The organism is Klebsiella sp. H-Nf2, assembly GCF_002806645.1.
GTDB classification, from domain to species: domain Bacteria; phylum Pseudomonadota; class Gammaproteobacteria; order Enterobacterales; family Enterobacteriaceae; genus Klebsiella; species Klebsiella variicola.
In genome coordinates this window covers 169,068-194,534 of the sequence record NZ_PIBL01000002.1, presented here as the reverse complement: position 1 = coordinate 194,534, position 25,467 = coordinate 169,068, and the positions used below count along the sequence as shown (strand labels likewise).

Below are 25,467 nucleotides of genomic sequence, written 5' to 3'. Positions count from 1 at the left end.
GGTAGCGCCATGATCCCCGGTGAATATCACGTTAAGCCCGGTCAGATAGCCCTTAATACCGGCCGGGCGACCTGTCGCGTGGTCGTTGAGAACCACGGCGATCGACCGATTCAGGTCGGTTCGCACTACCATTTCGCCGAGGTCAACCCGGCGCTGAAGTTCGACCGTCAGCAGGCCACTGGCTATCGCCTGAATATCCCGGCCGGCACGGCGGTACGTTTTGAACCCGGCCAGAAACGCGAGGTCGAGCTGGTGGCCTTCGCCGGTCACCGCGCCGTCTTCGGCTTCCGCGGCGAGGTCATGGGCCCTCTGGAGGCAACTGATGAGTAATATTTCACGCCAGGCCTATGCCGATATGTTCGGCCCCACCGTCGGCGACAAGGTGCGCCTGGCGGATACCGAGTTGTGGATCGAGGTGGAAGATGATTTGACCACCTACGGAGAAGAGGTCAAATTCGGCGGCGGCAAAGTGATCCGCGACGGGATGGGCCAGGGACAAATGCTGGCCGCCGACTGTGTCGACCTGGTGCTCACCAATGCGCTGATCGTCGATCACTGGGGGATCGTCAAGGCCGATATCGGCGTGAAGGACGGGCGGATCTTCGCCATCGGCAAAGCCGGTAACCCCGACATCCAACCCAACGTCACCATCCCCATCGGCGCCGCGACGGAAGTGATTGCCGCCGAAGGCAAGATCGTCACCGCCGGCGGGATCGATACCCATATTCACTGGATCTGTCCGCAACAGGCGGAAGAGGCGCTGGTCTCCGGCGTGACCACCATGGTCGGCGGCGGCACCGGCCCGGCCGCAGGCACCCACGCCACCACCTGTACCCCGGGCCCGTGGTATATCTCACGCATGCTGCAGGCGGCCGACAGCCTGCCGGTCAATATCGGCCTGCTGGGCAAGGGCAACGTTTCTCAGCCGGATGCCCTGCGCGAGCAGGTGGCGGCGGGCGTCATTGGCCTGAAAATCCACGAGGACTGGGGCGCCACGCCGGCGGCGATCGACTGTGCGTTAACCGTCGCCGATGAAATGGATATTCAGGTCGCCCTGCACAGCGACACCCTCAATGAGTCCGGTTTTGTGGAAGACACCCTCGCCGCCATCGGCGGGCGCACCATACACACCTTCCATACCGAAGGGGCCGGCGGCGGCCATGCGCCGGACATCATCACCGCCTGCGCCCATCCGAACATTTTGCCGTCGTCCACCAACCCAACGCTGCCCTACACCCTCAACACCATCGATGAACATCTCGATATGCTGATGGTCTGCCACCATCTGGACCCGGACATTGCCGAGGACGTGGCCTTTGCCGAGTCGCGTATTCGCCGGGAAACCATCGCCGCGGAAGACGTGCTGCACGACCTCGGCGCCTTCTCGCTCACCTCCTCCGATTCGCAGGCCATGGGTCGCGTCGGGGAAGTGGTCCTCCGCACCTGGCAGGTGGCGCATCGCATGAAGGTACAACGCGGAGCGCTGGCGGAAGAGACCGGGGATAACGACAACTTCCGTGTGAAGCGCTACATCGCCAAATACACTATCAACCCGGCACTGACCCACGGCATCGCGCACGAAGTCGGATCCATTGAGGTGGGTAAGCTGGCGGACCTCGTGGTCTGGTCACCAGCCTTCTTTGGTGTGAAACCCGCTACCGTGATCAAAGGCGGCATGATCGCCATCGCGCCGATGGGCGATATCAATGCCTCGATTCCGACCCCGCAGCCGGTGCATTACCGTCCGATGTTTGGCGCCCTGGGCAGCGCTCGTCATCACTGCCGCCTTACCTTCCTGTCGCAGGCGGCGGCGGACAACGGCGTTGCCGAGCGGCTGAACCTGCACAGTGCGATCGCCGTAGTGAAAGGCTGCCGTACGGTGCAGAAAGCCGACATGGTGCACAACAGCCTGCAGCCTAACATTACCGTCGACGCGCAAACCTATGAGGTGCGGGTGGATGGGGAACTCATCACCAGCGAGCCGGCAGACGTTCTGCCGATGGCGCAACGGTATTTTCTGTTTTAAGGAGAGCGGATGCTTTATTTAACTCAACGTCTGGAGATCCCCAGCGCCGCGACCGCCAGCGTTACGCTGCCGATTGATGTTCGCGTCAAAAGCCGGGTTAAGGTCACCCTCAACGATGGCCGGGAAGCCGGCCTGCTGCTGCCCCGCGGCCTGCTGCTGCGCGGCGGCGATGTGCTCAGCAACGAAGAAGGCACCGAGTTTGTGCAGGTGATTGCCGCTGATGAAGGGGTGTCGGTGGTGCGCTGCGACGATCCGTTTACGCTGGCGAAGGCCTGCTACCACCTCGGCAACCGTCACGTGCCGTTGCAGATCATGCCAGGCGAGCTGCGCTACCATCACGATCACGTGCTGGACGATATGCTGCGCCAGTTCGGCCTGACGGTGACCTTTGCCCAGCTGCCGTTCGAGCCGGAAGCCGGCGCTTACGCCAGCGAGAGCCACGGTCATCATCATACTCATCATGCCCACCACGCTCACAGCCACTAGCATGTCGACAGCAGAACAACGCCTGCGGCTGATGCAGCTGGCCAGCAGCAACCTGCCGGTAGGCGGTTACAGCTGGTCCCAGGGGCTGGAGTGGGCTGTGGAAGCCGGCTGGGTATCGGATGTCGCGGCCTTCGAGCGCTGGCAGCGGCGGCAGATGACGGCGGGCTTTTTTACCGTTGACCTGCCGCTGTTCGCCCGCCTGTACCGCGCCTGCGAACAAGGCGATATCGCTGCGGCCCAGCGCTGGACCGCCTATCTGCTGGCCTGCCGGGAAACCCGTGAGCTGCGGGACGAAGAGCGCAACCGCGGCGCGGCGTTTGCCCGTCTGCTGAGCGACTGGCAGCCGGACTGTCCGCCGCCGTGGCGCACGCTGTGCCAGCAAAGCCAGCTCGCCGGGATGGCCTGGCTCGGCGTTCGCTGGCGCATCGCGCTGCCCGAGATGGCCCTCAGCCTGGGCTACAGCTGGATTGAGAGCGCCGTGATGGCTGGCGTCAAGCTGGTGCCCTTCGGCCAGCAGGCCGCCCAGCAGCTGATTTTACGTCTTTGCGACCACTACGCGGCCGAGATGCCCCGCGCGCTGGCCACGCCGGACGGCGATATCGGATCGGCCACCCCGCTCGCCGCCATCGCCTCTGCCCGGCATGAAACCCAATACTCCCGATTATTCCGTTCCTAGGAGAAGCCATGAATTCTTATAAACACCCACTGCGCGTCGGCGTCGGCGGCCCGGTCGGCTCCGGTAAAACCGCTCTGCTGGAAGCGCTGTGCAAAGCGATGCGCGATACCTGGCAGCTGGCGGTGGTCACTAACGACATCTATACCAAAGAAGATCAGCGTATCCTTACCGAAGCGGGCGCGCTGGCGCCTGAACGCATTGTCGGTGTGGAAACCGGCGGCTGCCCGCATACGGCGATCCGCGAAGATGCCTCGATGAACCTCGCTGCCGTGGAAGCACTGAGCGAAAAATTCGGTAACCTCGACCTTATCTTCGTGGAAAGCGGCGGCGACAACCTGAGCGCCACCTTCAGCCCGGAGCTGGCGGATCTGACCATCTACGTCATCGATGTGGCTGAAGGGGAGAAGATCCCGCGCAAAGGCGGGCCGGGGATCACCAAATCCGATTTCCTGGTGATCAATAAAACCGACCTTGCCCCCTATGTGGGCGCGTCGCTGGAAGTGATGGCGAGCGATACCCAGCGTATGCGCGGCGATCGCCCATGGACCTTCACCAACCTGAAGCAGGGCGACGGCCTGAGCACCATTATCGCCTTCCTTGAAGACAAAGGCATGCTCGGCAAATAGACCTTTTGCACCAGCCGGGCGCAGGCGCGTCCGGATGGTGCAGCCCCTGCTCTCTCTTCTATCACCCTGCACCACCCTCCCCGCCACGCCTGCCCTGCAATATGGCATAAGGTTTGCTAATTCAAGTCATGCCTAACCATTAAGGAATGACTATGTCATCACTGGATCTCAACCCTGAATTACCTGCGACAACGCGGACTTCCGGCTCCCGGGAAACCTTAGAAGATTACACCTTGCGTTATGCCCCGCTGAGCTTCCGCCGCTGGGGACCTGGCGTCGTCGCGGTCACGGCGCTGGGCGGCATCGCCTACCTGGCCGACTTTTCCATCGGCGCCAGCATCGGTATGGCCTGGGGTACCAGCAACGCCATCTATTCGATCCTGGTGGCGGCGCTGGTGATCTTCCTCACCGGCATTCCGCTGGCGATCACCGCCGCGCGCTACAACATTGACCTTGACCTGATCACCCGCAGCGCCGGCTTCGGCTATTTCGGCTCGGTGATCACCAGTATTATTTTTGCCGGCTTCACCTTTATCTTCTTCGCCCTTGAAGGCTCGATCATGGCCCAGGGGCTGCTGGTGGGCCTCGGGATCCCCCTGTGGATGGGGTATCTGATCGCCACCCTGATGGTGCTCCCGCTGGTGGTCTATGGCATGAAAGCCCTGACCCGCCTGCAGGTGTGGACCACTCCGCTATGGCTGGTGCTGATGGTGGTGCCGGTGGTGTGGCTGATTGTCAAAGATCCGCAACTGGTGGACGGCTTCCTGCATTTCGCCGGTAAAAACAGCGCGTCGACGGTGGATATCACCGCCATCATGCTCGGCGCCGGGGTATGCCTGTCGCTGATCATGCAGATTGGCGAGCAAATTGATTACCTGCGCTTTATGCCGCCTAAAACCGCTGAGAACCGTAAAAGCTGGTGGCTGGCGGTCTTTTCCGCCGGCCCGGGCTGGGTGGTGTTAGGCGCGATCAAACAGATCATCGGCGCCTTCCTCGGCTTCTATCTATTGACCCGTTTCCCGGCGGTGCACAATACCGAACCAGTGCAGCAGTTCGTCAGCGTCTTCGATAACCTGGTGCCCGGCTGGCTGGCTCTGACGCTGGCGGTGGTGCTGGTGGTGATCTCGCAGATCAAAATTAACGTCACCAATGCCTACTCCGGCTCGCTGGCGTGGACCAGCGCCTGGACCCGCACCACCAAACGCTATCCGGGACGGATTATTTTTGTGGTGGTCAACCTGGCGATTGCCCTGGCGCTGATGGAAGGTGATATGTTCAGCGCCCTGTCGTGGATCCTCGGCTTTTACTCCAACTTCGCCATCGCCTGGGTCGTGGTGGTGGCGACCGACATCACCTTTAATAAAGGCCTGCTCAAGCTGGCGCCGGCGCAGCCGGAGTATCGTCGCGGCATGATCTACAACGTTAACCCGGTGGGCGTGGTCTCCTTTGGCCTGGCCGCCGGGCTATCGATCTGCGCCTTCTTCGGCCTGCTGGGCGCGACGCTGGCACCGTTCTCGCCGCTGATTGCGCTGGTCGTCGCCTTTGTCATGACCCCGCTGATGGGGATCCTTACCCGCGGGCGCTACTATATTAAGCAGGTGGATGACGGCATCGCCGAACCGCGCTATGACGCGGCGGGGAACGCCTCCACCACCGTGTATCAATGCGTTAGCTGTGAGGAAGAGTATGAGCGCCCGGACGTGATGCACTCGCACAAGCATCAGGGAGCGATCTGTTCGCTGTGTAAAAGTATGGAGTAGTCAGGAAGGCAGGCCGACGTGACGTCGGCCTGTTTCAGGAGGCGTTAGGCGGCAGGCAGCTCGGCCAGCGGCCAGCGCGGACGAACCGTCACGCCGAGCTCGGCTTTGGCGCCGGTTTGCAGACGCACCATGCCGGCGTAGGCAATCATCGCGCCGTTGTCAGTACAGAACTCAGGGCGGGCGTAGAACACCTCGCCGCCGCGTTTTTGCATCATCTCCGCCAGCTTCGCCCGCAGGGTACGGTTGGCGCTCACGCCTCCCGCCATCACCAGACGCTTAAAGCCGGTTTGCTCCAGCGCGCGGCGACATTTAATCATCAGCGTATCGACGACCGCATCCTCAAACGCGCGGGCGATGTCGGCGCGGGTTTGCTCATCGTCGCCATTATTACGAATGGTGTTGGCGGCGAAGGTTTTCAGGCCCGAGAAGCTGAAATAGAGCCCCGGACGGTCGGTCATCGGCCGCGGGAAGACGAAGCGGCCTTCGGTGCCCTGAGCGGCCATTTTCGACAGCATCGGCCCACCGGGATAATCCAGCCCCAGCAGTTTCGCCGTCTTATCAAAGGCTTCGCCCGCCGCATCGTCAATCGACTCGCCCAGCAGTTCATACTGACCAATACCGGTGACGCTAATCAACTGGGTGTGGCCGCCGGAAACCAGCAGCGCCACGAACGGGAACGCCGGCGGGTTATCTTCCAGCATCGGCGCCAGCAGATGCCCTTCCATATGGTGTACCGGGATCGCCGGCACGTTCCAGGCGAAGGCCAGCGACCGGCCAACGGTCGCCCCGACCAGCAGCGCCCCAACCAGGCCAGGGCCCGCCGTATAAGCGACGGCGTCGATATCTTTCGCCGTCAGACCGGCTTCTTTCAGCGCCGCCTGGATCAGCGGCACCGTTTTGCGCACATGGTCACGCGATGCCAGCTCCGGCACCACGCCGCCGTAATCCGCATGCAGTTTCACCTGACTATACAATTGGTTGGCTAACAGACCTTGCTGGTCGTCATAAATCGCGATGCCGGTTTCATCGCAGGATGTTTCAATGCCCAGTACACGCATGAGTTGTTTTACCTCGCTTCAATACCGCGCAGTGTAGGTCCAATGACCGGCGATGTAAAACTTTGCTCACCCCTGGTGCTCTGTTCGTGTATACTCCTCACCCTTATAAAAGTCCCTTTCAAAAAAGGCGCCGGTGCTTTACAAAGCAGCAGTAGTTGCAGTAAAATTCCGCACCATTTTGAAATAAGCTGGCATTGCGGCCAGCGGCAAACCGAATTAATCAAAGGTGAGAGGCACATGCCGGTAATTAAAGTACGTGAAAACGAGCCGTTCGACGTAGCTCTGCGTCGCTTCAAGCGTTCCTGCGAAAAAGCAGGTGTTCTGGCGGAAGTTCGTCGTCGTGAGTTCTATGAAAAACCGACTACCGAACGTAAGCGCGCTAAAGCTTCTGCAGTGAAACGTCACGCGAAGAAACTGGCTCGCGAAAACGCACGCCGTACTCGTCTGTACTAATCTGTTGAGAGCGACGCTCTCAATTCAGACCGAGTTGTAGTTGTAAGGCCGTGCTTCCGAAAGGAATGCGCGGCTTATTTTCGTTTATAGTCATCAGAAATAACGGGGCTTATGGCTGGACGAATTCCACGTGTATTTATTAGCGATCTGCTTGCCAGAACCGACATCGTCGATTTGATCGATGCGCGGGTAAAGCTGAAAAAGCAGGGCAAAAATTTTCACGCGTGCTGTCCGTTCCATAACGAAAAAACCCCCTCTTTCACCGTCAATGGTGAAAAACAGTTTTACCACTGCTTCGGCTGCGGGGCGCACGGCAATGCTATCGACTTCCTGATGAACTACGACAAGCTCGAGTTCGTGGAAACGGTCGAAGAGCTGGCCGCCATGCACAACCTCGAAGTGCCTTATGAAGCAGGCAACGGACCCAGCCAGATAGAGCGCCATCAACGGCAAAATCTCTACCAGTTACTGGATGGTCTGAATGCGTTTTACCAACAGTCTCTGATGCAGCCCGCCGCCGACCCTGCGCGCCAGTACCTGGCAAAACGGGGGTTAAGCAGCGAGGTGATTACGCGCTTTGCCATCGGCTATGCTCCCCCCGGGTGGGATAACGTTTTAAAACGTTTTGGCGGCAATCAAGAAAACCGCCAGTCGCTTATTGATGCCGGCATGCTGGTCACCAACGATCAGGGACGCAGTTATGACCGCTTCCGCGAACGGGTGATGTTCCCCATCCGCGATAAGCGAGGCCGGGTGATTGGGTTTGGCGGACGAGTGCTGGGCGATGCCCTGCCGAAGTATCTGAACTCCCCGGAAACCGACATATTCCATAAAGGCCGCCAGCTGTATGGCCTGTATGAAGCACAGCAGGACAACCCCGAACCACCGCGTTTGCTGGTTGTCGAAGGGTATATGGACGTCGTAGCGCTGGCGCAATACGACATCAACTATGCCGTGGCCTCGCTGGGTACCTCGACCACGGCCGACCATATCCAGCTGCTGTTTCGGGTGACCAATAACGTCATCTGCTGCTACGACGGCGATCGGGCTGGCCGCGATGCCGCCTGGCGCGCGCTGGAGACGGCGCTACCGTACATGACCGATGGTCGCCAGCTGCGTTTTATGTTTCTGCCTGACGGCGAAGACCCGGATACGCTGGTGCGTAAAGAGGGCAAAGCGGCGTTTGAGGCGCGGATGGAGCAGGCTCAGCCGCTCTCCACGTTCTTGTTTAACAGCCTGCTGCCGCAGGTCGATCTGAGTACCCCAGACGGGCGCGCGCAGCTGAGCACGCTGGCGCTGCCGCTGATCACTCAGGTACCCGGCGAAACGCTGCGCATCTATTTGCGTCAGGAACTGGGCAACAAGCTGGGCATTTTAGATGACGCACAGCTTGAACGTTTAATGCCAAAACAGTCTGAAAATGGCGCGCCGCGTCCCGTACCACAGCTAAAACGCACGACCATGCGTATACTGATAGGACTGCTGGTGCAAAACCCGGATCTGGCGCCGTTAGTCCCACCGCTGGAGGGACTGGACTCGCGCAAAATGCCAGGGCTTAGCCTGTTCAGCGAACTGGTGAAAAGCTGTCTGGCGCAGCCTGGTCTGACAACCGGGCAACTTTTAGAGCAATATCGCGGCACAAAAGAGGCCGCAACCCTTGAAAAACTGTCGATGTGGGACGATATAGCAGATAAAGATATCGCTGAACAGACCTTCACCGACTCGCTCAATCATATGTTTGATTCACTGCTGGAACTGCGACAAGAAGAGTTGATAGCTCGCGATCGCACACACGGTTTAAGCAGTGAAGAACGCCGGGAACTCTGGACTATCAGCCAGGAGCTGGCGAAAAAATAAATGACAGACAACATCATTCACGTTGTATCAAGGCAGCAAGAAAACGCAGAACAACGTGAAGGATCAGAATTTAACGGCTTAAGTGCCGAGTATCGATCGGGAAGCCCCCGACAGCCGCGCAGAGGCGCAGCGGCAATAATATAAGTACGCCCTCGCTTTAAATGTCGACAGCCCGCTGCCGACACCAATCAAACGAATTAAGTGTGGATACCGTCTTATGGAGCAAAACCCGCAGTCACAGCTGAAGCTTCTTGTCCAACGTGGTAAGGAGCAAGGCTATCTGACCTATGCCGAGGTCAATGACCATCTGCCGGAAGATATCGTCGATTCCGATCAGATCGAAGACATCATCCAAATGATCAACGACATGGGCATTCAGGTGATGGAAGAAGCACCGGATGCCGATGATCTGATGCTTGCCGAAAACACCGCGGATGAAGATGCTGCCGAAGCTGCCGCGCAGGTGCTCTCCAGCGTAGAATCCGAAATCGGGCGGACAACCGACCCGGTGCGCATGTACATGCGTGAAATGGGTACCGTAGAGCTGCTGACCCGTGAAGGCGAAATCGACATCGCCAAACGTATTGAAGATGGGATCAACCAGGTTCAGTGCTCCGTTGCCGAATACCCGGAAGCGATCACCTACCTGCTTGAGCAGTACGACCGCGTCGAAGCGGAAGAAGCCCGTCTGTCCGATCTGATCACCGGTTTCGTCGATCCGAACGCCGAAGAAGATATGGCGCCGACCGCCACCCACGTTGGTTCCGAACTGTCTCAGGAAGAGATGGATGACGACGAAGACGAAGACGAAGAAGACGCCGACGACGACAGCAGCGATGACGACAACAGCATCGATCCTGAGCTGGCCCGCGAGAAGTTCGCCGAGCTGCGTACCCAGTACGAGCTGACGCGCGACACCATCAAAGCCAAAGGTCGTAGCCATGCCACCGCGCAGGAAGAGATCCTGAAGCTGTCTGAAGTCTTCAAGCAGTTCCGCCTGGTGCCGAAGCAGTTCGATTACCTGGTCAACAGCATGCGCAGCATGATGGATCGCGTTCGTACTCAGGAACGTATCATCATGAAGCTGTGCGTTGAGCAGTGCAAAATGCCGAAGAAAAACTTCATCACCCTGTTCACCGGCAACGAAACCAGCGAAACCTGGTTCAACGCTGCGGTAGCGATGAACAAGCCGTGGTCCGAGAAGCTGCTGGAAGTGAAAGAAGACGTGCAGCGCGGTCTGCAGAAACTGCACCAGATCGAAGAAGAAACCGGCCTGACCATCGAGCAGGTGAAGGACATCAACCGTCGCATGTCCATCGGTGAAGCGAAAGCCCGCCGTGCGAAGAAAGAGATGGTGGAAGCGAACTTGCGTCTGGTTATCTCTATCGCCAAGAAATACACCAACCGTGGTCTGCAGTTCCTCGATCTGATTCAGGAAGGCAACATCGGTCTGATGAAAGCGGTCGATAAGTTCGAATACCGTCGCGGCTACAAATTCTCGACCTACGCAACCTGGTGGATCCGTCAGGCTATTACCCGCTCCATCGCGGATCAGGCGCGCACCATCCGTATTCCGGTGCATATGATTGAGACTATCAACAAGCTCAACCGTATCTCCCGTCAGATGCTGCAGGAGATGGGACGTGAACCGACGCCGGAAGAGCTGGCTGAGCGCATGCTGATGCCAGAAGACAAAATCCGTAAGGTGCTGAAGATCGCCAAAGAGCCTATCTCCATGGAAACGCCGATCGGCGACGATGAAGATTCGCATCTGGGGGATTTCATCGAGGATACCACCCTCGAGCTGCCGCTGGATTCTGCGACCACCGAGAGCCTGCGCGCGGCAACGCACGACGTGCTGGCCGGCCTCACCGCTCGTGAAGCGAAAGTCCTGCGTATGCGTTTCGGTATCGACATGAACACCGACCACACGCTGGAAGAAGTGGGTAAACAGTTCGACGTTACCCGCGAACGTATCCGTCAGATCGAAGCGAAGGCGCTGCGTAAACTGCGTCACCCAAGCCGTTCTGAAGTGCTGCGTAGCTTCCTCGACGATTAATCGTCGCGGGACAGCGCTCACAGCCTGTTAAAAAGCTCCCTGCGGGGAGCTTTTTTTATGGCGTTCTGGTGGCCATCCGAGGAAAGTGGCATATCTCCGCTACTGGCCGCGCGTCGCCAGGGCATCATCCAGTTCACGATAGGCCGCCACCAGCTTATCGAGCGTCGCCCGGTTTAAGCCGCTGGGATTGGGCAGCACCCACACCTGAGTCATGCCGATAGTCATGGCCTGTTTGCCCCACTTCGCGCCGCGCTGGTTAAAGGCCTGCTCGAAGGCCTGCTTGCCGAGAACCGCCAGCGCCCGCGGCTGATACTCCTCTATTTTCCGAACCAGCTCACGACTGCCGCTGCGCAGCTCCTGCAGGGCGACCTCGCTGGCCTGCACCGTCGGACGCTCAACCAGCATGGTGATGCCGCAGCGCGTATCCAGCAGCTGCAGCTCCTCTTCCGGCCTCAGCAGCCGATCGGTAAACCCGGCCTGATGGATGACCTTCCAGAAGCGATTGCCAGGATGGGCAAAATGAAAGCCGGTATGGGCGGAAGACTTCCCCGGGTTGATACCACAAAAGACCACGCGCAGGCCCGGCGCAAGGATATCGCTAATCATGTTTTCTCCGGCTGTATGGCTAAAACATGATTATAAAGGATTGAAAATGCATTGTTTATAAAAACAGCAGCTGCGCGCTTTACGCTGGATTGCAACCGTCAGTTACTTTATAATCCCTCGCCACGGCCCCTTAGCTCAGTGGTTAGAGCAGGCGACTCATAATCGCTTGGTCGCTGGTTCAAGTCCAGCAGGGGCCACCAAATTTTAGCTTTAAAATCATATAATTAAGCCACTCAAAAGAGTGGCTTTTTTGTTGTCTTGTTTTTGAGTGGCGATAGAATGGCGGTGGATTTTTTACCGCCACTAAACTGAGGGCATAAAAAAACCCGCACGCGGCGGGCATTTAGCAGAAATTTATCAGAGCCACAATGGCCGCTGACCACCAACAGTCGGGTGCGGTGGGGCCGGAACTATCGTACCAGGTGTAACAATAAAACGTTCCACCGATTCCATCGTTACAAACGTACAACTGCAATTTATGTTCGTGCATTGATGGTAACGCTCTTTGGTATTCTCACTAAGATAGCGACTGGTGCGCGCATGTGCCGCGTGCTGACATTTCGGACAATGGAACATTTCACACCCAATAAATTCACATAAAGTGAATAAATGATACTCACATTTTCACCATTTGAGAATAACTTTATTCTTCTGCCTCTTCAGAACCGTAATCTACATCCAACAATCTAACCTCAAGCTCCAGGCTCGTCGTGAAGCCGATATTACTTAGAGAATGAGTAACCTTCGTGATTGTCCATGATTGCTCGTCTATGACGCGCTTAAACCCCGACACTTGCACCGGCGTTTCAGGGTAGAGGTCTGCGCGCCCCATCGCCAGTCTGATAGAAAACTCAGCCACCCCACGTTGTAGTTTGTCCCATTTGGCCTGGGCGGCTCGCATGGCCTGCGCTTTGGTAGAAAAAATCGTCGTCAGGGCAAACACGTTGTCATCCTCACCGACCATATACTCACCCTCCCTGGCTTCCGGCGTCTTCACCGTTTTTTTCTTCGTTACCGGTTTGGCTTTGGGGTGCTGTAGCGCGCGTAAATGCTGTTCTTTGGGTTTGCGTTTTAGGGCGATCTTTTGCTTTTGTGGCTTCGGGTCTTTAGTGTGCAACCATTTTGCCGTAACGCCGGTATACGCCCCACGGTCAGCAATCGAAAACTGATGGCGGTCGCCATCGCTGCGGGTGATCGTGACTTGTGGAATAGCCTTTCCACTGGCTGTTAACGCACGACCGGCTTTCAGAAAAAGCAACTTTCCCGCTTTTACCGAAACCTCACCACCGTTTCGCTCGGCGAGCCGTGTCAAAAATTTGGCATCCGATTCCTGTGACTGGTCGATATGCGGAATTTTTATTCCGGCCAGCTCCGGTATAACGCTCGACGTCAGCTTGTTACGTGTCGCTATCGCCGCCACGATTTCGCCGAGCGTCTTATCATGCCAGGACTCCTCACGACGTGAGTTCAGCGTTCCCCGAAAATCCGCGCTGCGGGCGCGAATGGTCACCGTATCCGGCGCGCCATGATGTTCAACCTCATCGACGGTAAAACTTCCCTTACCCATCAACGCAAAACCTTTCCACCCGAGGTAAAGCGTCAGTACGGCACCGCGTAACGGCAGCTCGACCAGCCCGTCAGCATCGTCGAGTTCGATATCGAGCTGGTCGGCATCAAATCCGCGATTGTCGGTCATCGTCAGGCTCATCAACCGGTTACTGATATTGCCGGTAATATCTTTGCTGTCGAGCATCAGCATAAAATCGGGCGTCAGTACGCCACCCGCATTCAGATTCAGCATCAGCTAATCCCCACCATGCCAGCCACTGACGAGGCCATATTTCCCGCCTTGCCAATCAGTGATTTTGCCTGTTCGCCGATATCGCCATAAAGCGACGCAAGGGATTCATCCACGCGGGTGAGCGTCAGCGTAAAATCAATTTTGCGCGCCGTGCCGTCAGCAAAAAACAGGCTTCCTGTCTCGCTGATATTATTAATGACGTACATACCGTAAATCGTGCCGGTGCCATCCAGTAACGGCCAGGCGCGCCCCTGGTCAGCCATCAGGCGGATAGCCGTCATCGTCAGCTTTCCGCCAGTGAGCTCCGGGTAAAGCGTTCCGGCCAGGGTGATTTTTTCCTCACCCGGGCCTAAAAACTGAAACGAATCCCGTTTCCCGACGCGGGAATTTGACGGCCATCGATACTCTGCATCGCGTTGCATCGTCTGGTGTGGCAACGTCTGACGCATAAAAACAAACATACCGAGTGCGAGCATCATGATGACCTCCTTAGCCGTCGTGGTTCATGCTGGCGCGCTGGCGGGCGCGCTTCTCACGCTCAAATTTTTCGAGCGCATCCTGTAGCTGGCGATCGAGCGGCGTGCCGCTGCCGCCCCCCTGAACGTCAATGTGATATTCGTTTTTACTCTGGTCGACATAAGAACGGCCCGCCGGTGCGGTGATGGGTTGATATGCCTGATAGCCGCCGTAAGCGCTGGTTGCCGGGATATAAGTGCCTCCCTGCGTAGCGGCATTGGCTTTCGCGGCGGTCTGGTCAAGCGTGCTGGACTCTTTATTGATAACGCCGAGCTTCTCAAGCACCCAGTCAATACCACTGCGCAGCTTATTAAATGCCGTCAGCGGCAGCGTTAAGGCATCCGCCAGTCGCTGGCCGAACAACACACCGGCATCACGAAAACGGTTTAACGTCTCCTGCGAGGATTTGACCGGCGCGATCAGGTTGTTAAACCAGTCCCACGCGGCTTTAAGCTTTCCTCCCAGCCAGTCAAACATCGGTTTAAGTGGCGCAAACAGGTCAGCTACTGGCGCAAAGGCGGCCCGCAAGCCGTCAATTACACCGCCGAAAAATGCGCTGACAGGTTCCCAGTATTTACGGATGAGCAATGCCCCGGCGACAATGGCGGCCGCGACCGCAACAACCGGCCAGGAAATCGCGCCGATAGCGGTAATGATGCCGCCGGCCACCGTAGTAAATACGGCACCGAGAGCAGTCGCAGCGGCGATGATGGCATTCACGCCTGTTATCACCGGCCAGGCAATCAGCCCAATGGTCCCGATCATACCCACGACACCGATAGCCACGGCGGTAATGACGCCAAGGGTCTGCGCGAGCGCTTTATTACGCTGGATCCACTTATCAAGTTTGAGCACGTAGCCGGTTGCAGTCTGCACCAGTCTGCGTAAAGAGGATTCCTGCTGGTCAAACAGGTCAGTCCCCACGGCCTCATAAGCAGACTGAAATTCTTTAAAGTCGCCGCCGAGGTTATCCTGCATAACCTTAACCAGTTCCTCTGTCTTGCCGTCCGAGGCTTTAAATGCCGCAGTGAGTTGGTCCAGCTTTCCCGATTGCGCTGCGTTCATCAGAACAGCGGCGGCCGAGCTGGCCTCTTCACCGAATATCGTTTTCATGTATTCAGCGCGCTGACCGGTACCCAGCTTATTTTTTTCAAAACTGGCCTGCATTTCCTTCAGGATGGTAAATACAGGGCGGGTATTTCCTTTACTGTCTGCTGTTTTAATCCCGAGCTCTTTAATCGCCGTGTATGCCTGCCCGGTGGGTGCCTGTAGTCGACTTAAAATGGCACGACTCCCCGTCCCTGCCATTGAACCTGTAATTTTCGCATCATGAAGTGCGCCAACCATTGCAGCGGCTTCCTCAATACTGACACCGGCATTTTTCGCCACCGGCGCGGTATAGGTCAGCGCATCACTCAATCCGTCAAAATCTGCGGCGGTTTTATTCATTGTCATCGACAGGACATCACCGATGTGAGAGACCTGATCGTTAGTAAGCTGGAAAGCTGATTTCATCCCCATCAGCAAACCGGCGTTCTCCTCCATCGTCCGACGGTTAGCAAGCGCCATATTCAGCGTGACGGGGGTCGCCGCCTGGATTGCTGCCGCATCGCCGCCCGCTTTCGCGATAATAATCTGAGCCCCGGCCGCATCATCGGCGGAGGCGGCAGTATTGTCGCCCAGCAGCCGGGCCTGTTTTCGCAGCGCTGACATTTCTGCCGAGTCTTTTGCCACACCGAGCACCGCCTGTAACTCAGCGTTTTTCTGCGCAAAATCATAACCGGGCTTCATCAGTGCCACCCCGGCAAGCGTGCCGGTTGTCGCCATACCAATACCGGCAGCCCCCATTGTCGCCGCGTTTCCGGCCAGCGCTTTACCGGCCTGATATCGCTGCTTAACCGCGTTGAGCTTTGCCTGTTGCGCGCTGACGCGCGCCAGTGCCTCGCGCTGGCGATTAAGCTGCGCTGTCGTTTCGCTGATTCGGTTTTTTAGCCCTTTTTCGTCGTTAGCGAGATTGCGGGTATTAATGCCCATGGCACCGAGTTCACGCTGTTGCCGTTTCACTGACTCAGTAAGGCTGTTGTATTTCTTCTGTAACCCTTCCGCAGAACGTTTAGCGGATTCCAGTGCCTGCGCCTGTGCCCGGGTCGGGCGCTCAGTATTTTTAAACTGAGTACCTAACGCCTCTGCCTCTGCTTTGGCTTTCTCAAGCGCATGACCGGTAACGGCGAGCTGCGCGCTGGCCTTGCGAAACCCGTCAATACGGGAGGCCTGACCGTTCAGTTCACGCAGTGATTTTTGAGTGTCCCGGATATCCCCGGACAGCGCTTTGCTCGCTGTCTGGATGGTTTTAAACGGGCGGGTCGCCTGGTCAACAGCCTTGAGTAAAACCTGTAATTTAACGTCGCTACTCATTCGTGTTTCCGCTTCGTTGAATGGCCTTTTCTCGCCAGGTGGTGAGCTCGGTCAGGCTCATGGGATACAACTCTGATGGCGGCCAGTGAAAAATCACCGCGATATCCGCCATCAGGTCATCGACCGACAGGTTTTTCGGGAAATTTAATCCGCCAAATTCGGCGACAAAAAACCGATCACCTTCGTTGCCAGCGCCATCAGGTCGGGCAAATCCATCATCACGACATCCGACTCAGTCAGTGACGGGCTGGTCATACGCGGCAGCACCTTAATCAGGGCGTCGACTTCAGAGCGGGCGACATCGGCCAGGCTGACGCCGCGCAGGGTTCCGGCGTTGGGCTTCATCAGGGTGATGGTTTCGATGACCTGCTCGCCGCGTTTGATGGGGTTTTCCAGGGTGACGATATTTTCTTTGCTCATAAGTTTCTCGCTGTTTACGGATTCGGGGTTAACCGGCCAGCCGTGCTGACCGGGGGAAAATTACAGACCGATATTGCGGCGGTGCTGGTCGAGTCGATCGACGCCGTTCACCTTCTCAATCATGTTGAGGACGTCGATTTCGACCAGCTCTTTACCGTTCATGGTCAGCCTGTAGTACGTGCAGACCAGCGATAATTTGCTGCTGGTATCCTCGCCCTGTTTGCTCTCGCCGTTATCGACTTCCTTCACCTTGAAACGGGTCTCCACTTCAACCGCCACGGTTTCGCCGGTATCGTCCCGCTGGTACGAGCCTGCATAGCGCAGCAGCGTCCCGGTACCGACGGCACCGTAAAGCGACCAGATAGCATCGTCAGGGAAGCCGCCGAGGGAAATTTCCATCGTCAGCGCATCATCGTCGAGGCCGAAATCGACCGGTGCTGAGCCGGACATCCCGCCGCCCCGGTAGTTTTCCAGCTTACGGGTCAGTTTTGGCAGGGTGACGGACTCGATAACGCCGAGATAGCTGACGCCATCCAGAAATGTGTTCAGGAATTTAAGTTTGCGCGGCATTGCCATGGGTTAAGGCTCCTTAATTGCTGTTCACCGATGACACCAGATTCGCCAGGTATTTATCGGTAATACGCTGGCGCAGCGTCAGGTTTTCGAGAGGGGGAACCGGCGTATAGTCGTAATCGATATACAATTTCCCGGCTTTGAGGGTTGCCGCGTCGTTGGCCGCTTCATCAAACCAGCAGATCGCATCGACGATATAGCCCGCCGTTTTCATCTCGCGGAATTTCGCATTGATACCCGCAACGATGTCCCGGATCAGGGTGGCGGTGATGGGCTTGTCGACTGCCCACATGTGACCGGCGGCCATGGTGTCGGCGATAACCTGCGCGGTGCGGGTATAGTTCTCAAACAGGAACAGCGGGTCATCAGAGCAACAGCGGTTGCCCCAGAAGCGGAAACCGTCTTTGCGAATGAGTGTGGTGACGCCAGCCTCGTTCAGCAGGTCGGCATCGGTGCCGGACTCCTGCAAATCCCAGAACACCGACGCGCTGATGCCGGTGACGCCATTCACACCGATGTTTGACAGGGTTTTATGCCAGCCTGTTTCCTGGTCGATTCTGGCGCGCAGGCCCAGCGCGCGGGCGGTCGCCCAGGCGGTTTCGGTCGCGTTCGCCGTGGTATCCCATGCCAGAAAATCCGGCCAGATAACCATCAGCTCGCGCTGGCTGAAATTCTTACGATAAAGCATGGCCTCGGAAAGGGTCTGACAGTTCCAGGCGCTGATATAACCAAAGGCGCGCAGCTTCTGACAAACCGGCACGAGCGCGGTCGCCACTTCGAGGGAGTCGAGGCCCGGCACGCCGAGGATGCGCGGCTTAACGCCGGTGACGGCCTCCGCCGTGAGCAGCGCTTTCAGCCCGGTGTAATTGCCGCTTTCGTCGGTGCCGCCGATGATATTAGAAATGGTCTGTGCTTCGGCATCGTTGCCCGCCCCTTCAGCAACACGAACAACGACAATGACCGGTTTTGACTGGTCGGCAATCGCCTGGAGGGAGGCAGACAGGGTGCCTTTGGTACCCGCTTTCGCAATGGCGCTTTGCACGCTGGTGATCAGGACGGGCTTGTTGAGCGGGAAGGTGGCGGCATCGGCATCGCTGGCCGTGCAGACCATGCCGATAATCGCTGTGGATACGGTGGAAATGACGCGGGTGCCGTCGTTAATCTCGACAACCTGGACGCCGTGATGAAAATCGCTCATCCGTTTAACTCCGTGGTTAAGGGTGAGCATTATTTTCAGTCGTGGGGGAAAGAGTGACGAGTCATCCCCGTTGGGACAGGGGCAGTACAACAGGAATGACCGTCAGAGAGTCAGGCAACGCGGCTCCAGCACATCAGCAGAGTGTGAGCCTCCACCACGCTGAAAGATTTACTCTCGCCGAGGTTATCGGTTTTGCCGCTGACTGAGTGACCGTGACCGGGTACCGTGTATTCGTGGTCATGCTCACCTTCGTCAGAGGTATAGTTTCGCGTCCTGCGGCTGTCATTATCGGAGCCCACAATGTAATTACTGTCCCAGGCCTCGCCTGGCCCCGCCATCCCGCCTTTGTGCTTATGTCCGCCGCCTTTGCCGGTTCTCAGTTTCTGCTCCTTCACCTCAGAGGCTGAGCCGGTTACATCAATCTGCACCGCGGGGAGATTAGCCCGCTGCAGGGTTACGGTATCGCTGCCGCCGTTGGCGCCGACGTTCGAACCGTCCGCTTTTGCCACACGGATGGTTCTGTTCTCACCGGTATACGTCCACGTTGACCACGGGTAGCGTTCATTCGGATCCACATGCTGGCTGTAAAACCGGACCGTGCCGACAGGGTTTTCCGCTTCCCAGAAATCACGAATGGCGGTGCTGACCGCTGATGCAATGGCCTCCCTTGTCTCATTCTCCAGGGTGGAAACAATGTCATCGGCATAATCTTTGGCGTTGTTCCCCGCCCGGCGGACTTCTTCCACCGTCGCCAGAATGACTGACGGGTCTGCAATCATCTGCACATCGGCAGTCTGGCTCACCATCAGCCAGATATTAATCACCTGAAAACGTCCTGAGCCTTCCGCCAGAAGCGGCTTGTAGGATTCGGGCAGGTTCGCCACCGCCAGGCAGATGCCGGTCTCGTCAAAGAGGGCGGCCTCGCGTATCCAGAAGCCCCCGGCCTGCGGCGGCATAATCATTTCGGCGCGGATAACATTTGCCGCCTGGTCGGCGATAACCAGCCGGTTTAACGGTGCGCGGTACTGCTCGTTCATCAGGGCGGTCTGGTCCGGGGACGGCACCGGCAGGACGCCGCCCCCGTCGCCGACGGCCATGTGAGTGATACCCAGGGGGATACCCTTCACCGCCGCAGCGGCCAGACGTTCAGCCCCCTGCGTGGTCAGTATGGCGCTGAATTTTTTACTCATAAGGCAGTCCGTAATAGCGGGCTTCCCCGCCGGAGCGGGGCGGCCTCGTGATTAACTCAGGGGCGCGTAATACACCGGACGCAGGCCCATCTCGGAATTCAACACCTCGATATTGTTGGCAAAGCCAAACTGGAAAATATCGTTCTTACCGCGCACCGGATGCATGCAGCTTGTCGCGCCCGCGTTGTAGTTGACGGTGGACCCTGCCGGGACAATCGCCTTCCCGGTCAGGGACGGCCACACGCCATACAGCTCCAGAAGATTTTTTACCGCTTCCGGCAGCGTGTTCTGCGGCTGAACGAAGGTCCCGCCCCAGGCCGGGTGATAAAACTCGTTGTCAGCCAGCCCGGTGGTCTTTGTCACCGCCCGCACGCTGTTGGGGGTGGTGGCCACATAGTCCGCCGTGGTGGTGTTCCCGGTATGTGTCGGGGTGATAAAGGCCCCGGTCACCGCATGGATGGCGTACCAGCCCGGCACATCAGCGCCATGCGCACTGAACACCGCGGAGGCGGCGAGCGCGGCCTCATTGCCGGTCCCGTAGAGCTGGATTTCGCCACCCACCACACGTGCGCCGTAGGTACGCTCCCAGACGTTTCCGGCAAGGTCGCTGATGCCGTTGTATTTTTTGTCCTGGCGATAAGAGACCGGACCGGAGCCGGTATAAATGCGCGGAGACTGCGAGGACAAATCGCCCGCCTCTTTGCCGTCGATACGGCGTCCGGTCTGGGTCGCATCCAGCGCGGACTTGCCGTACACATCGGCACCCAGGGGACTGTACCGGCTTTTCACTGCCATCGCCTGCATCAGCGCCCACTCGACCGACGTCATGCCGTGCCAGGTGCTGCCCATCGCTTTCAGTAACGGGATAAGAGTGGCGCTGGTTGCGTTACAGGCATTCGCATCCACGTTGGGCAGACTCAGGACCTCGCCGTTCAGCACGCATCCCTGATAGGTTCCGACATACAGGTACGGGATTTCCCTGTCGCCCTGCTTAAAGGCCGGGTGTACGCCGGAAATCCCCAGCGCCGGGTTCAGGCTTTCGATACTCACCTTCGGGATAATATTCACAAAGGTCGGCTGTCCCTTCGGGGTATACAGCACCGTCTGTTTTCCGCCCGAAGCCGCCTCGACGGAGGTCCGCAGCGCATCTTTGACTAAAATCGTGGTCATGGTGGTGTCCTTACTGGTGGTAGCTGAAAAAAGTGTCCAGGTATGCAATACGCTGTCGGGTCCAGTCCATCATCTGGTCCAGACTGGTGATGCTCAGGGAGGGCACATTCGGCCATTTTTCATATTCAGCCTGCATCAGTTCCGGGGTGTAGCGCCCCAGCAGGTCGCGGGCCAGCTCCAGCACGCCGCACTGTGAAAACAGGCCGTTATCCCGCAGCTCGGCATAGCGGGCATTCATTTCCGCCTGGAAGGTGGTACGGACCTTCTTCCAGAAGGTGCGGTTGACCTGCATGGCGAGGCCGTTATCAAACAGATTCAGGTCTGGCGGATAGGCAATCGACGTCCCGGCGTAATGCAGACCAAAGGTGGTATCCAGGTCATAGGGCATGAAAAACCATTTTGTGCCGTCCCAGGTGATAAACGTGGTGTTCTTCTGCACGCAGTCCGGGGCGCAGATAAAGCTGAGGAAGACGTAGAAATCCACCACGTTGTTTTTATCCAGATGCGTACCGGCAGCGGCGGTAAACGCGTCCTGCGCGGACTGCGCGAAGTCCCGCCAGCGGTCGAGGCAGGCAGCCGTTTCCGCCGTGGGTTTCGAAGGTGAGTCCATCACCCAGGTGCCGTTATCCGTGAGCGCCGGGATGTTAATCGCCCCGTCCCAGATAATCATGATTTGCTCCGGGCTGTTTTTGGCGATGTTGTAATCCTTGCGGGACGAGTTGTAGAGAAAATCCCCTATCCCGTAAAACTCACCGTTGATATACAGCACGCAGGCGTACCCCTTCGGGCAGCCGATGGCACCGGTATCGATGGCGCTGGCCCCCAGCTTCCCCACGTAGCTGTTATCAATATCCCGGCGCGGCCAGCCGCTGCGGGTCGCCATCACCTTCTGCCACAGGTTGTAGCAGAGCACATTGCGCAGATGGGTCGAGTCAATCCAGTTCGCCTTGAAAATCCATTTGTCCTTCGGCACCACATCGCCGATTTTCAGGCTGACGCTTTCGGTATGTGCCGCGTCGGCAAACAGCTCAAATTTCATGTTCTTTTTCGGGTATCCCGCCGACGAGGCCCCCTGAACCTTGAAGGACACGTATGCCGTGAACACCTCCCCGTCGACGTCCACCTTTAAGGTGCCGTTAACCGGGTTATCCTTGCTGGTCGGCGCGCCGCTGTCGGAGGTCACGTCCAGGCGAATCAGACCGCGCGGCTCACCGAAGGCAAACACGCCCGGATATTTCGCCTGCGCCTCCCGGTTTCCCGTGCCGGTGCCTGCCGCTGAGGGGTCGAAGCCGTCGAGCGGGAGCAGCTGACGGGCCAGCACCTGGAAGGCATAGAGGTTACTCAGTTGATGACTTTCCACCTCCTCGGGGGTGGCCTCCACCAGAGCCAGCGCCCGCATACCGGACTGAAACGCCAGCATCAGCGCCTGAATCTGGTCTGACTGGCTTTTTTGCGAGGCGGCCATGCTGGTCACCTGCGCGGCCATCTCATCGAGACCGAGCTGCATCAGGGCGGCCGTCAGCGACTGGAGACCGGACTGCAACGCGGTCAGGCCATTCAGCGCCGCGCCGGTGTCCTGCTCCAGTTGCTGGCGCAGGGACGTAATCGCCTGCTGACTTGCCAGCGCATTCAGCCGGTTCGCCTGGCCGTTGCGCTTCTGGTAATAGATAAAGGCCAGCAGTTGCCCCTCACTGTCAGGCACCACCACGCGAAAGAGTTTCCCCTCCGGCGTACCGGCAAGCCCCGCAAGGGTGCCGTCCGGGTCATCCTGGGTCATGAAGAAGGTGTAATCCCGGTAGTCCTGCAGCGACTCAACGGCGGTTTTTAAATAGCGGGTACGGTTCGCCAGCTGCCGGGCCTGTTTGTTTGACGGGCCATAAATCCCGCCCTCCACCCGGTCTTCACGCGCCAGCAGGTAAACCTCATCTTCCCATTTCGTCTGTTCGTTAATTGCACTCATGTTATTCTCCTGCGTAAACGCCACGGCCATCGTGAAAAGTGCGCCCGTCATAGCGATGAGGGTCTTCCCCGCGCTGATTTTCGGTATAGGTGACCGACCCGGAATGGAACCCGCCGCCGTCGTAACGGGCGGCCTCATCCGGCGTATATTCCGGCGGATACACGCTGATAACCTCCCCGCCGCACGAAGCCGCGCCGGTATACACCGGACCGGTGGTCCCCGCTGACAGTGACAGGCGGGCAATATGGCGGCTGACCGGTCGCGCATCGCCAATAATCCGTTCCAGCTCCTTAATCATCGTCTCGGTAATACCGATATCATTCAGGTCAATCTCAAGGCGGAATGTCCCGGCGGGGTCGGCCACCTCCCACCACTCCTGTAACGTCATGCTGTAGCCGAGGTTTTCAATCACCCGGCGAACCGCCGCCACCGTCCCCTTACGTTGGTGGATCCAGAACGCATCGCTGACCGCCTGGCGCTTTTCCCTCTCTGACCAGGTTTCCTCCCAGCGGTCGACGGAAAACGCCCACGCCAGATACGGCAGGAACCTCACCGGGCATTTCCACGGATCCCACAGGTCACGCAAGGGGACATTCAGGTCACTGATGACGGCACACGCGGCGGCAGCGCGCTGTTCCAGCTGTGATGACCCGGTCGCCATCAGTGAATTACTCATCCGAGCCCCCAATCACCACGCGGGTGTCGGTGCAGTACGCGGCCTGAGTTTTATCGAGCACCACATCCGCCCGTGGCTGAAGCAGCTCAACGCGCTGGACACCCTGCACATGCAGTGCGGCGTATATCGCTGACATCCGGATGTCACGACCGAGGCGGCGCTGCTCAGTGATATAGGCAGTTAACTGTGTTCTGGCGGCGGCCAGAATGGGCTCAGTCGCCGGACCTGGGTACACGTACAGCACGGCGTCGACCGCATAAGGGATAATCTCAGCCGAGACGACTGTCAGACGGTCACCGACCGGGCGTACCGTCTCATCATTCAGCGCCGTACTGACGGCCAGCAGCAAATCATTCGATGCCGTGCCGTCACCTTCCCGCGACAACACCGCGACAGTGACTTCTGCGGGGGCGGGACTGTTCGCCGAGGCATCCGCCACACGACCATCGGCGCTCATGGCGTGAAATTCATAGGCACCGGCTGGCCCGGCAACGCTCATGCCTTCAAAGGCCGCCGGGATGCGCTGACGTAAATCGCTGTCGGACTCCATGACCGCCGCCACCGGCGGGATTTGGGTGTCGTCTGCGGCGGTGATGACCAGGCGCTCAACGTTATTATTTGCCGCAAGCTGGTCGAGGTCGTTTTTAATGGCATAGGCCACCATGCCGGCCTGTGCCGCCTCGTTAATACGCTGGCGTAAAATCACCTCCCGGTAGGCATTCTCTTCCAGATATTTCACCAGTGGCTCTGACTCCAGCGTCAGCGCTCTGGCGACCGCCTCCTGCTCATCCTCCGGGTAGAGCGAAACCAGCGTAGCCTTACGCTCTGCGAGGATGGTTTCAAAATCCAGCGTTTCCACCACATCTGGCGCGGGGAGCTGGCTCAGGTCGATAACTGCCATAGATTCAACTCACAGGAATGGTTAAGGAAAGGCTCTCGCCGGTATCGGTGATTTGTCCGGTCACCTCGACGCCCATCTGCCCGTCAAACTGGCGCGCGGTAGTGATACCGGTCAGCCTGACACGAGGCTCCCATTTGAGGATCGCCATGTAGCACGCCGCCATAATTTGCAGCTCAAGCGCCGGGGTCTGGGGCTGGTCAATCATCTGCGACAACAGCGAGCCGTACTCACGACGCATGACGCGGGAACCAACGGGCGTGCGCAGAATATCCCCGATGCTCTGGCTGATATGGTCCACGTCTGCAATGCGCTCGCCGGTCGCGCGGTTCATACCAAGGTAACGGGCGGTCATCGGGTCCCCTCCGTCCATTCATCGCCGCGCCTGATGCCGCCGTGACCGTGTTTATCCACCTGAACACCATTGGAAGTGAAAGCACCGCCGCTGTGCTCGATATCGCCGGACATCTTTCCGCCCTGCTTCACCTCGAGTGTGCCGGTCGTCAGCTTGTTGGTGCAGACCACCTCCGGCGTATCGAGGGTGACGCGGGTGGAGGCTTTGACCAGCACCACCGGCACGCTGACGGCAACCGAACCGGATGCGGTCACATCGGCCGTTTTAATGCCGGTGACGGTCAGCGCGCCGGTTTCCGGCTCATAACTCATGACAGCACCGTCGGGAAACTCAACGTGCCAGGCATCCGCCGAGGCCGAGGGTGCGGGGTTGTCGTCGGAATAAATGCCCGGCAGCACAAAGGCAGTGTCGAGTTCACCGCCCACGGCCAGAATCATCACCTGTTCACCAACAGAGGGGGCCCACCAGGTGCGCGAGCGCCCGGCGCGGTGGGTTAACCACTGGAGCCAGTCGGTATAAATGCCGCCGGTCTGCACGCGACAGCGCCCGGCGTCGAGGTCAGTTTCGACGACGATGCCGGTGCGAACTATGTTGCGAACTAAACGCAAAATCTCATTGAGTTGACTAATCATGTTGGCATAATAAAAGTAATAGATAGTGAAAAGTACTTAACACTGTTTTGTTACGC

At 58.2% G+C, this 25,467-nt stretch carries 26 protein-coding genes and 1 tRNA gene; 10 read left to right on the top strand and 17 right to left on the bottom strand.

The window, feature by feature from the left end; all coding sequences use genetic code 11:
• Positions 1–9: 9 nt before the first annotated feature.
• The 6 genes from CWM58_RS07630 to CWM58_RS07605 all read left to right on the top strand — a co-directional run bounded on the left by CWM58_RS07630 (position 10) and on the right by CWM58_RS07605 (position 5,574).
• Positions 10–330, top strand: a complete 321-nt coding sequence (locus CWM58_RS07630; RefSeq protein ID WP_061153276.1) for an urease subunit beta — start codon at positions 10–12, stop codon at positions 328–330.
• Complete coding sequence (gene ureC, locus CWM58_RS07625; RefSeq protein WP_061153275.1) at positions 323–2,026, top strand: urease subunit alpha; 1,704 nt, start codon at positions 323–325, stop codon at positions 2,024–2,026. Before CWM58_RS07630 ends, ureC begins: the two co-directional genes overlap by 8 nt.
• A 9-nt stretch (positions 2,027–2,035) precedes the next feature.
• The gene (ureE, locus tag CWM58_RS07620) at positions 2,036–2,512 is read left to right on the top strand and encodes an urease accessory protein UreE (protein ID WP_061153274.1); all 477 of its coding nucleotides are present in this window, start codon (positions 2,036–2,038) and stop codon (positions 2,510–2,512) included.
• Position 2,513: 1 nt separating this feature from the next.
• Positions 2,514–3,188 carry an urease accessory protein UreF gene (locus CWM58_RS07615; protein ID WP_100680666.1) on the top strand — a complete coding sequence of 225 codons (675 nt, stop codon included), beginning with the start codon at positions 2,514–2,516 and terminating at the stop codon, positions 3,186–3,188.
• Between the two features lie 8 nt (positions 3,189–3,196).
• Positions 3,197–3,814: an urease accessory protein UreG gene (gene ureG, locus CWM58_RS07610; RefSeq protein WP_002916877.1), complete on the top strand. Its 618-nt coding sequence runs from the start codon at positions 3,197–3,199 to the stop codon at positions 3,812–3,814.
• A 152-nt stretch (positions 3,815–3,966) separates the two neighbouring features.
• Positions 3,967–5,574 (top strand): purine-cytosine permease family protein, encoded by a 1,608-nt coding sequence (locus CWM58_RS07605; protein WP_032731264.1) that lies wholly within the window; start codon positions 3,967–3,969, stop codon positions 5,572–5,574.
• 44 nt (positions 5,575–5,618) lie between these two features.
• Here the strand turns inward: CWM58_RS07605 and tsaD are convergent, their stop codons facing one another.
• Positions 5,619–6,632, bottom strand: coding sequence for a tRNA (adenosine(37)-N6)-threonylcarbamoyltransferase complex transferase subunit TsaD (tsaD, locus tag CWM58_RS07600; protein WP_100680665.1), 1,014 nt, complete (start codon positions 6,630–6,632; stop codon positions 5,619–5,621).
• A 237-nt stretch (positions 6,633–6,869) separates the two neighbouring features.
• Here tsaD and rpsU point away from each other — a divergent pair, with 237 nt between their 5' ends.
• The 3 genes from rpsU (at position 6,870) to rpoD (ending at position 11,001) form a co-directional block, all read left to right on the top strand.
• A complete protein-coding gene (rpsU, locus tag CWM58_RS07590) occupies positions 6,870–7,085 on the top strand; it encodes a 30S ribosomal protein S21 (protein ID WP_001144069.1) in 216 nt (71 codons plus the stop codon).
• Between the two features lie 111 nt (positions 7,086–7,196).
• On the top strand, positions 7,197–8,942 hold the full coding sequence (gene dnaG / locus CWM58_RS07585; protein WP_061153271.1) for a DNA primase: 1,746 nt from the start codon (positions 7,197–7,199) through the stop codon (positions 8,940–8,942).
• A gap of 217 nt (positions 8,943–9,159) precedes the next feature.
• The gene (gene rpoD / locus CWM58_RS07580) at positions 9,160–11,001 is read left to right on the top strand and encodes an RNA polymerase sigma factor RpoD (protein ID WP_061153270.1); all 1,842 of its coding nucleotides are present in this window, start codon (positions 9,160–9,162) and stop codon (positions 10,999–11,001) included.
• A gap of 99 nt (positions 11,002–11,100) precedes the next feature.
• Here the strand turns inward: rpoD and mug are convergent, their stop codons facing one another.
• Positions 11,101–11,607 (bottom strand): G/U mismatch-specific DNA glycosylase, encoded by a 507-nt coding sequence (mug, locus tag CWM58_RS07575; RefSeq protein ID WP_061153269.1) that lies wholly within the window; start codon positions 11,605–11,607, stop codon positions 11,101–11,103.
• 124 nt (positions 11,608–11,731) lie between these two features.
• Between mug and CWM58_RS07570 the strand changes: the two genes are divergently transcribed.
• Positions 11,732–11,807 (top strand) — tRNA-Ile (locus CWM58_RS07570).
• 157 nt (positions 11,808–11,964) lie between these two features.
• Here CWM58_RS07570 and CWM58_RS07565 read toward each other — a convergent pair.
• The 15 genes from CWM58_RS07565 to CWM58_RS07495 form a co-directional block, all read right to left on the bottom strand.
• Entirely contained in the window at positions 11,965–12,183 is a 219-nt protein-coding gene (locus CWM58_RS07565) for a DNA-binding transcriptional regulator (RefSeq protein ID WP_032420109.1), read from the bottom strand.
• A 67-nt stretch (positions 12,184–12,250) separates the two neighbouring features.
• Entirely contained in the window at positions 12,251–13,408 is a 1,158-nt protein-coding gene (locus CWM58_RS07560; RefSeq protein WP_100680664.1) for a phage late control D family protein, read from the bottom strand.
• Entirely contained in the window at positions 13,408–13,887 is a 480-nt protein-coding gene (locus CWM58_RS07555; RefSeq protein ID WP_100680663.1) for a phage tail protein, read from the bottom strand. The genes CWM58_RS07560 and CWM58_RS07555 overlap by 1 nt, the downstream gene beginning before the upstream one ends.
• Before the next feature lie 10 nt (positions 13,888–13,897).
• Entirely contained in the window at positions 13,898–16,339 is a 2,442-nt protein-coding gene (locus CWM58_RS07550; RefSeq protein WP_100680662.1) for a phage tail tape measure protein, read from the bottom strand.
• Entirely contained in the window at positions 16,332–16,451 is a 120-nt protein-coding gene (locus CWM58_RS07545; protein ID WP_014838982.1) for a GpE family phage tail protein, read from the bottom strand. The genes CWM58_RS07550 and CWM58_RS07545 overlap by 8 nt, the downstream gene beginning before the upstream one ends.
• Positions 16,452–16,483: 32 nt before the next feature.
• Positions 16,484–16,759, bottom strand: a complete 276-nt coding sequence (locus CWM58_RS07540; RefSeq protein WP_040230585.1) for a phage tail assembly protein — start codon at positions 16,757–16,759, stop codon at positions 16,484–16,486.
• Between the two features lie 60 nt (positions 16,760–16,819).
• Entirely contained in the window at positions 16,820–17,335 is a 516-nt protein-coding gene (locus CWM58_RS07535) for a phage major tail tube protein (RefSeq protein WP_014838984.1), read from the bottom strand.
• A gap of 13 nt (positions 17,336–17,348) precedes the next feature.
• Positions 17,349–18,530: a phage tail sheath protein gene (locus tag CWM58_RS07530; protein ID WP_100680661.1), complete on the bottom strand. Its 1,182-nt coding sequence runs from the start codon at positions 18,528–18,530 to the stop codon at positions 17,349–17,351.
• 110 nt (positions 18,531–18,640) lie between these two features.
• Positions 18,641–19,720, bottom strand: coding sequence for a phage tail protein (locus tag CWM58_RS07525; RefSeq protein WP_100680660.1), 1,080 nt, complete (start codon positions 19,718–19,720; stop codon positions 18,641–18,643).
• A 51-nt stretch (positions 19,721–19,771) separates the two neighbouring features.
• Positions 19,772–20,890 (bottom strand): hypothetical protein, encoded by a 1,119-nt coding sequence (locus CWM58_RS07520; protein WP_048290778.1) that lies wholly within the window; start codon positions 20,888–20,890, stop codon positions 19,772–19,774.
• Positions 20,891–20,900: 10 nt separating this feature from the next.
• Positions 20,901–22,850: a CotH kinase family protein gene (locus CWM58_RS07515; protein WP_100680659.1), complete on the bottom strand. Its 1,950-nt coding sequence runs from the start codon at positions 22,848–22,850 to the stop codon at positions 20,901–20,903.
• 1 nt (position 22,851) lies between these two features.
• Entirely contained in the window at positions 22,852–23,511 is a 660-nt protein-coding gene (locus CWM58_RS07510; RefSeq protein ID WP_100680658.1) for a phage tail protein I, read from the bottom strand.
• A 7-nt stretch (positions 23,512–23,518) separates the two neighbouring features.
• Positions 23,519–24,427, bottom strand: a complete 909-nt coding sequence (locus CWM58_RS07505) for a baseplate assembly protein (protein ID WP_100680657.1) — start codon at positions 24,425–24,427, stop codon at positions 23,519–23,521.
• A 4-nt stretch (positions 24,428–24,431) separates the two neighbouring features.
• Positions 24,432–24,779 carry a GPW/gp25 family protein gene (locus CWM58_RS07500; RefSeq protein ID WP_100680656.1) on the bottom strand — a complete coding sequence of 116 codons (348 nt, stop codon included), beginning with the start codon at positions 24,777–24,779 and terminating at the stop codon, positions 24,432–24,434.
• Positions 24,776–25,411, bottom strand: coding sequence for a phage baseplate assembly protein V (locus tag CWM58_RS07495; protein WP_100680655.1), 636 nt, complete (start codon positions 25,409–25,411; stop codon positions 24,776–24,778). Before CWM58_RS07495 ends, CWM58_RS07500 begins: the two co-directional genes overlap by 4 nt.
• Positions 25,412–25,467: the final 56 nt, after the last annotated feature.

What these genes read in the sequence shown, in the direction of transcription:
- dnaG (WP_061153271.1), top strand. Translation starts at nt 7,197, where the DNA reads ATGGCTGGACGAATTCCACGTGTATTTATTAGCGATCTGCTTGCCAGA.
- CWM58_RS07550 (WP_100680662.1), bottom strand. Translation starts at nt 16,339, where the DNA reads ATGAGTAGCGACGTTAAATTACAGGTTTTACTCAAGGCTGTTGACCAG.
- CWM58_RS07615 (WP_100680666.1), top strand. Translation starts at nt 2,514, where the DNA reads ATGTCGACAGCAGAACAACGCCTGCGGCTGATGCAGCTGGCCAGCAGC.
- CWM58_RS07500 (WP_100680656.1), bottom strand. Translation starts at nt 24,779, where the DNA reads ATGACCGCCCGTTACCTTGGTATGAACCGCGCGACCGGCGAGCGCATT.
- CWM58_RS07560 (WP_100680664.1), bottom strand. Translation starts at nt 13,408, where the DNA reads ATGCTGAATCTGAATGCGGGTGGCGTACTGACGCCCGATTTTATGCTG.
- CWM58_RS07540 (WP_040230585.1), bottom strand. Translation starts at nt 16,759, where the DNA reads ATGAGCAAAGAAAATATCGTCACCCTGGAAAACCCCATCAAACGCGGC.
- ureC (WP_061153275.1), top strand. Translation starts at nt 323, where the DNA reads ATGAGTAATATTTCACGCCAGGCCTATGCCGATATGTTCGGCCCCACC.
- CWM58_RS07495 (WP_100680655.1), bottom strand. Translation starts at nt 25,411, where the DNA reads ATGATTAGTCAACTCAATGAGATTTTGCGTTTAGTTCGCAACATAGTT.
- CWM58_RS07535 (WP_014838984.1), bottom strand. Translation starts at nt 17,335, where the DNA reads ATGGCAATGCCGCGCAAACTTAAATTCCTGAACACATTTCTGGATGGC.
- CWM58_RS07630 (WP_061153276.1), top strand. Translation starts at nt 10, where the DNA reads ATGATCCCCGGTGAATATCACGTTAAGCCCGGTCAGATAGCCCTTAAT.
- CWM58_RS07545 (WP_014838982.1), bottom strand. Translation starts at nt 16,451, where the DNA reads ATGGCGGATATCGCGGTGATTTTTCACTGGCCGCCATCAGAGTTGTAT.
- CWM58_RS07515 (WP_100680659.1), bottom strand. Translation starts at nt 22,850, where the DNA reads ATGAGTGCAATTAACGAACAGACGAAATGGGAAGATGAGGTTTACCTG.
- tsaD (WP_100680665.1), bottom strand. Translation starts at nt 6,632, where the DNA reads ATGCGTGTACTGGGCATTGAAACATCCTGCGATGAAACCGGCATCGCG.
- CWM58_RS07525 (WP_100680660.1), bottom strand. Translation starts at nt 19,720, where the DNA reads ATGAGTAAAAAATTCAGCGCCATACTGACCACGCAGGGGGCTGAACGT.
- mug (WP_061153269.1), bottom strand. Translation starts at nt 11,607, where the DNA reads ATGATTAGCGATATCCTTGCGCCGGGCCTGCGCGTGGTCTTTTGTGGT.
- CWM58_RS07555 (WP_100680663.1), bottom strand. Translation starts at nt 13,887, where the DNA reads ATGATGCTCGCACTCGGTATGTTTGTTTTTATGCGTCAGACGTTGCCA.
- rpsU (WP_001144069.1), top strand. Translation starts at nt 6,870, where the DNA reads ATGCCGGTAATTAAAGTACGTGAAAACGAGCCGTTCGACGTAGCTCTG.
- CWM58_RS07530 (WP_100680661.1), bottom strand. Translation starts at nt 18,530, where the DNA reads ATGAGCGATTTTCATCACGGCGTCCAGGTTGTCGAGATTAACGACGGC.
- CWM58_RS07520 (WP_048290778.1), bottom strand. Translation starts at nt 20,890, where the DNA reads ATGACCACGATTTTAGTCAAAGATGCGCTGCGGACCTCCGTCGAGGCG.
- ureE (WP_061153274.1), top strand. Translation starts at nt 2,036, where the DNA reads ATGCTTTATTTAACTCAACGTCTGGAGATCCCCAGCGCCGCGACCGCC.
- CWM58_RS07605 (WP_032731264.1), top strand. Translation starts at nt 3,967, where the DNA reads ATGTCATCACTGGATCTCAACCCTGAATTACCTGCGACAACGCGGACT.
- CWM58_RS07565 (WP_032420109.1), bottom strand. Translation starts at nt 12,183, where the DNA reads ATGTTCCATTGTCCGAAATGTCAGCACGCGGCACATGCGCGCACCAGT.
- CWM58_RS07505 (WP_100680657.1), bottom strand. Translation starts at nt 24,427, where the DNA reads ATGGCAGTTATCGACCTGAGCCAGCTCCCCGCGCCAGATGTGGTGGAA.
- rpoD (WP_061153270.1), top strand. Translation starts at nt 9,160, where the DNA reads ATGGAGCAAAACCCGCAGTCACAGCTGAAGCTTCTTGTCCAACGTGGT.
- CWM58_RS07510 (WP_100680658.1), bottom strand. Translation starts at nt 23,511, where the DNA reads ATGGCGACCGGGTCATCACAGCTGGAACAGCGCGCTGCCGCCGCGTGT.
- ureG (WP_002916877.1), top strand. Translation starts at nt 3,197, where the DNA reads ATGAATTCTTATAAACACCCACTGCGCGTCGGCGTCGGCGGCCCGGTC.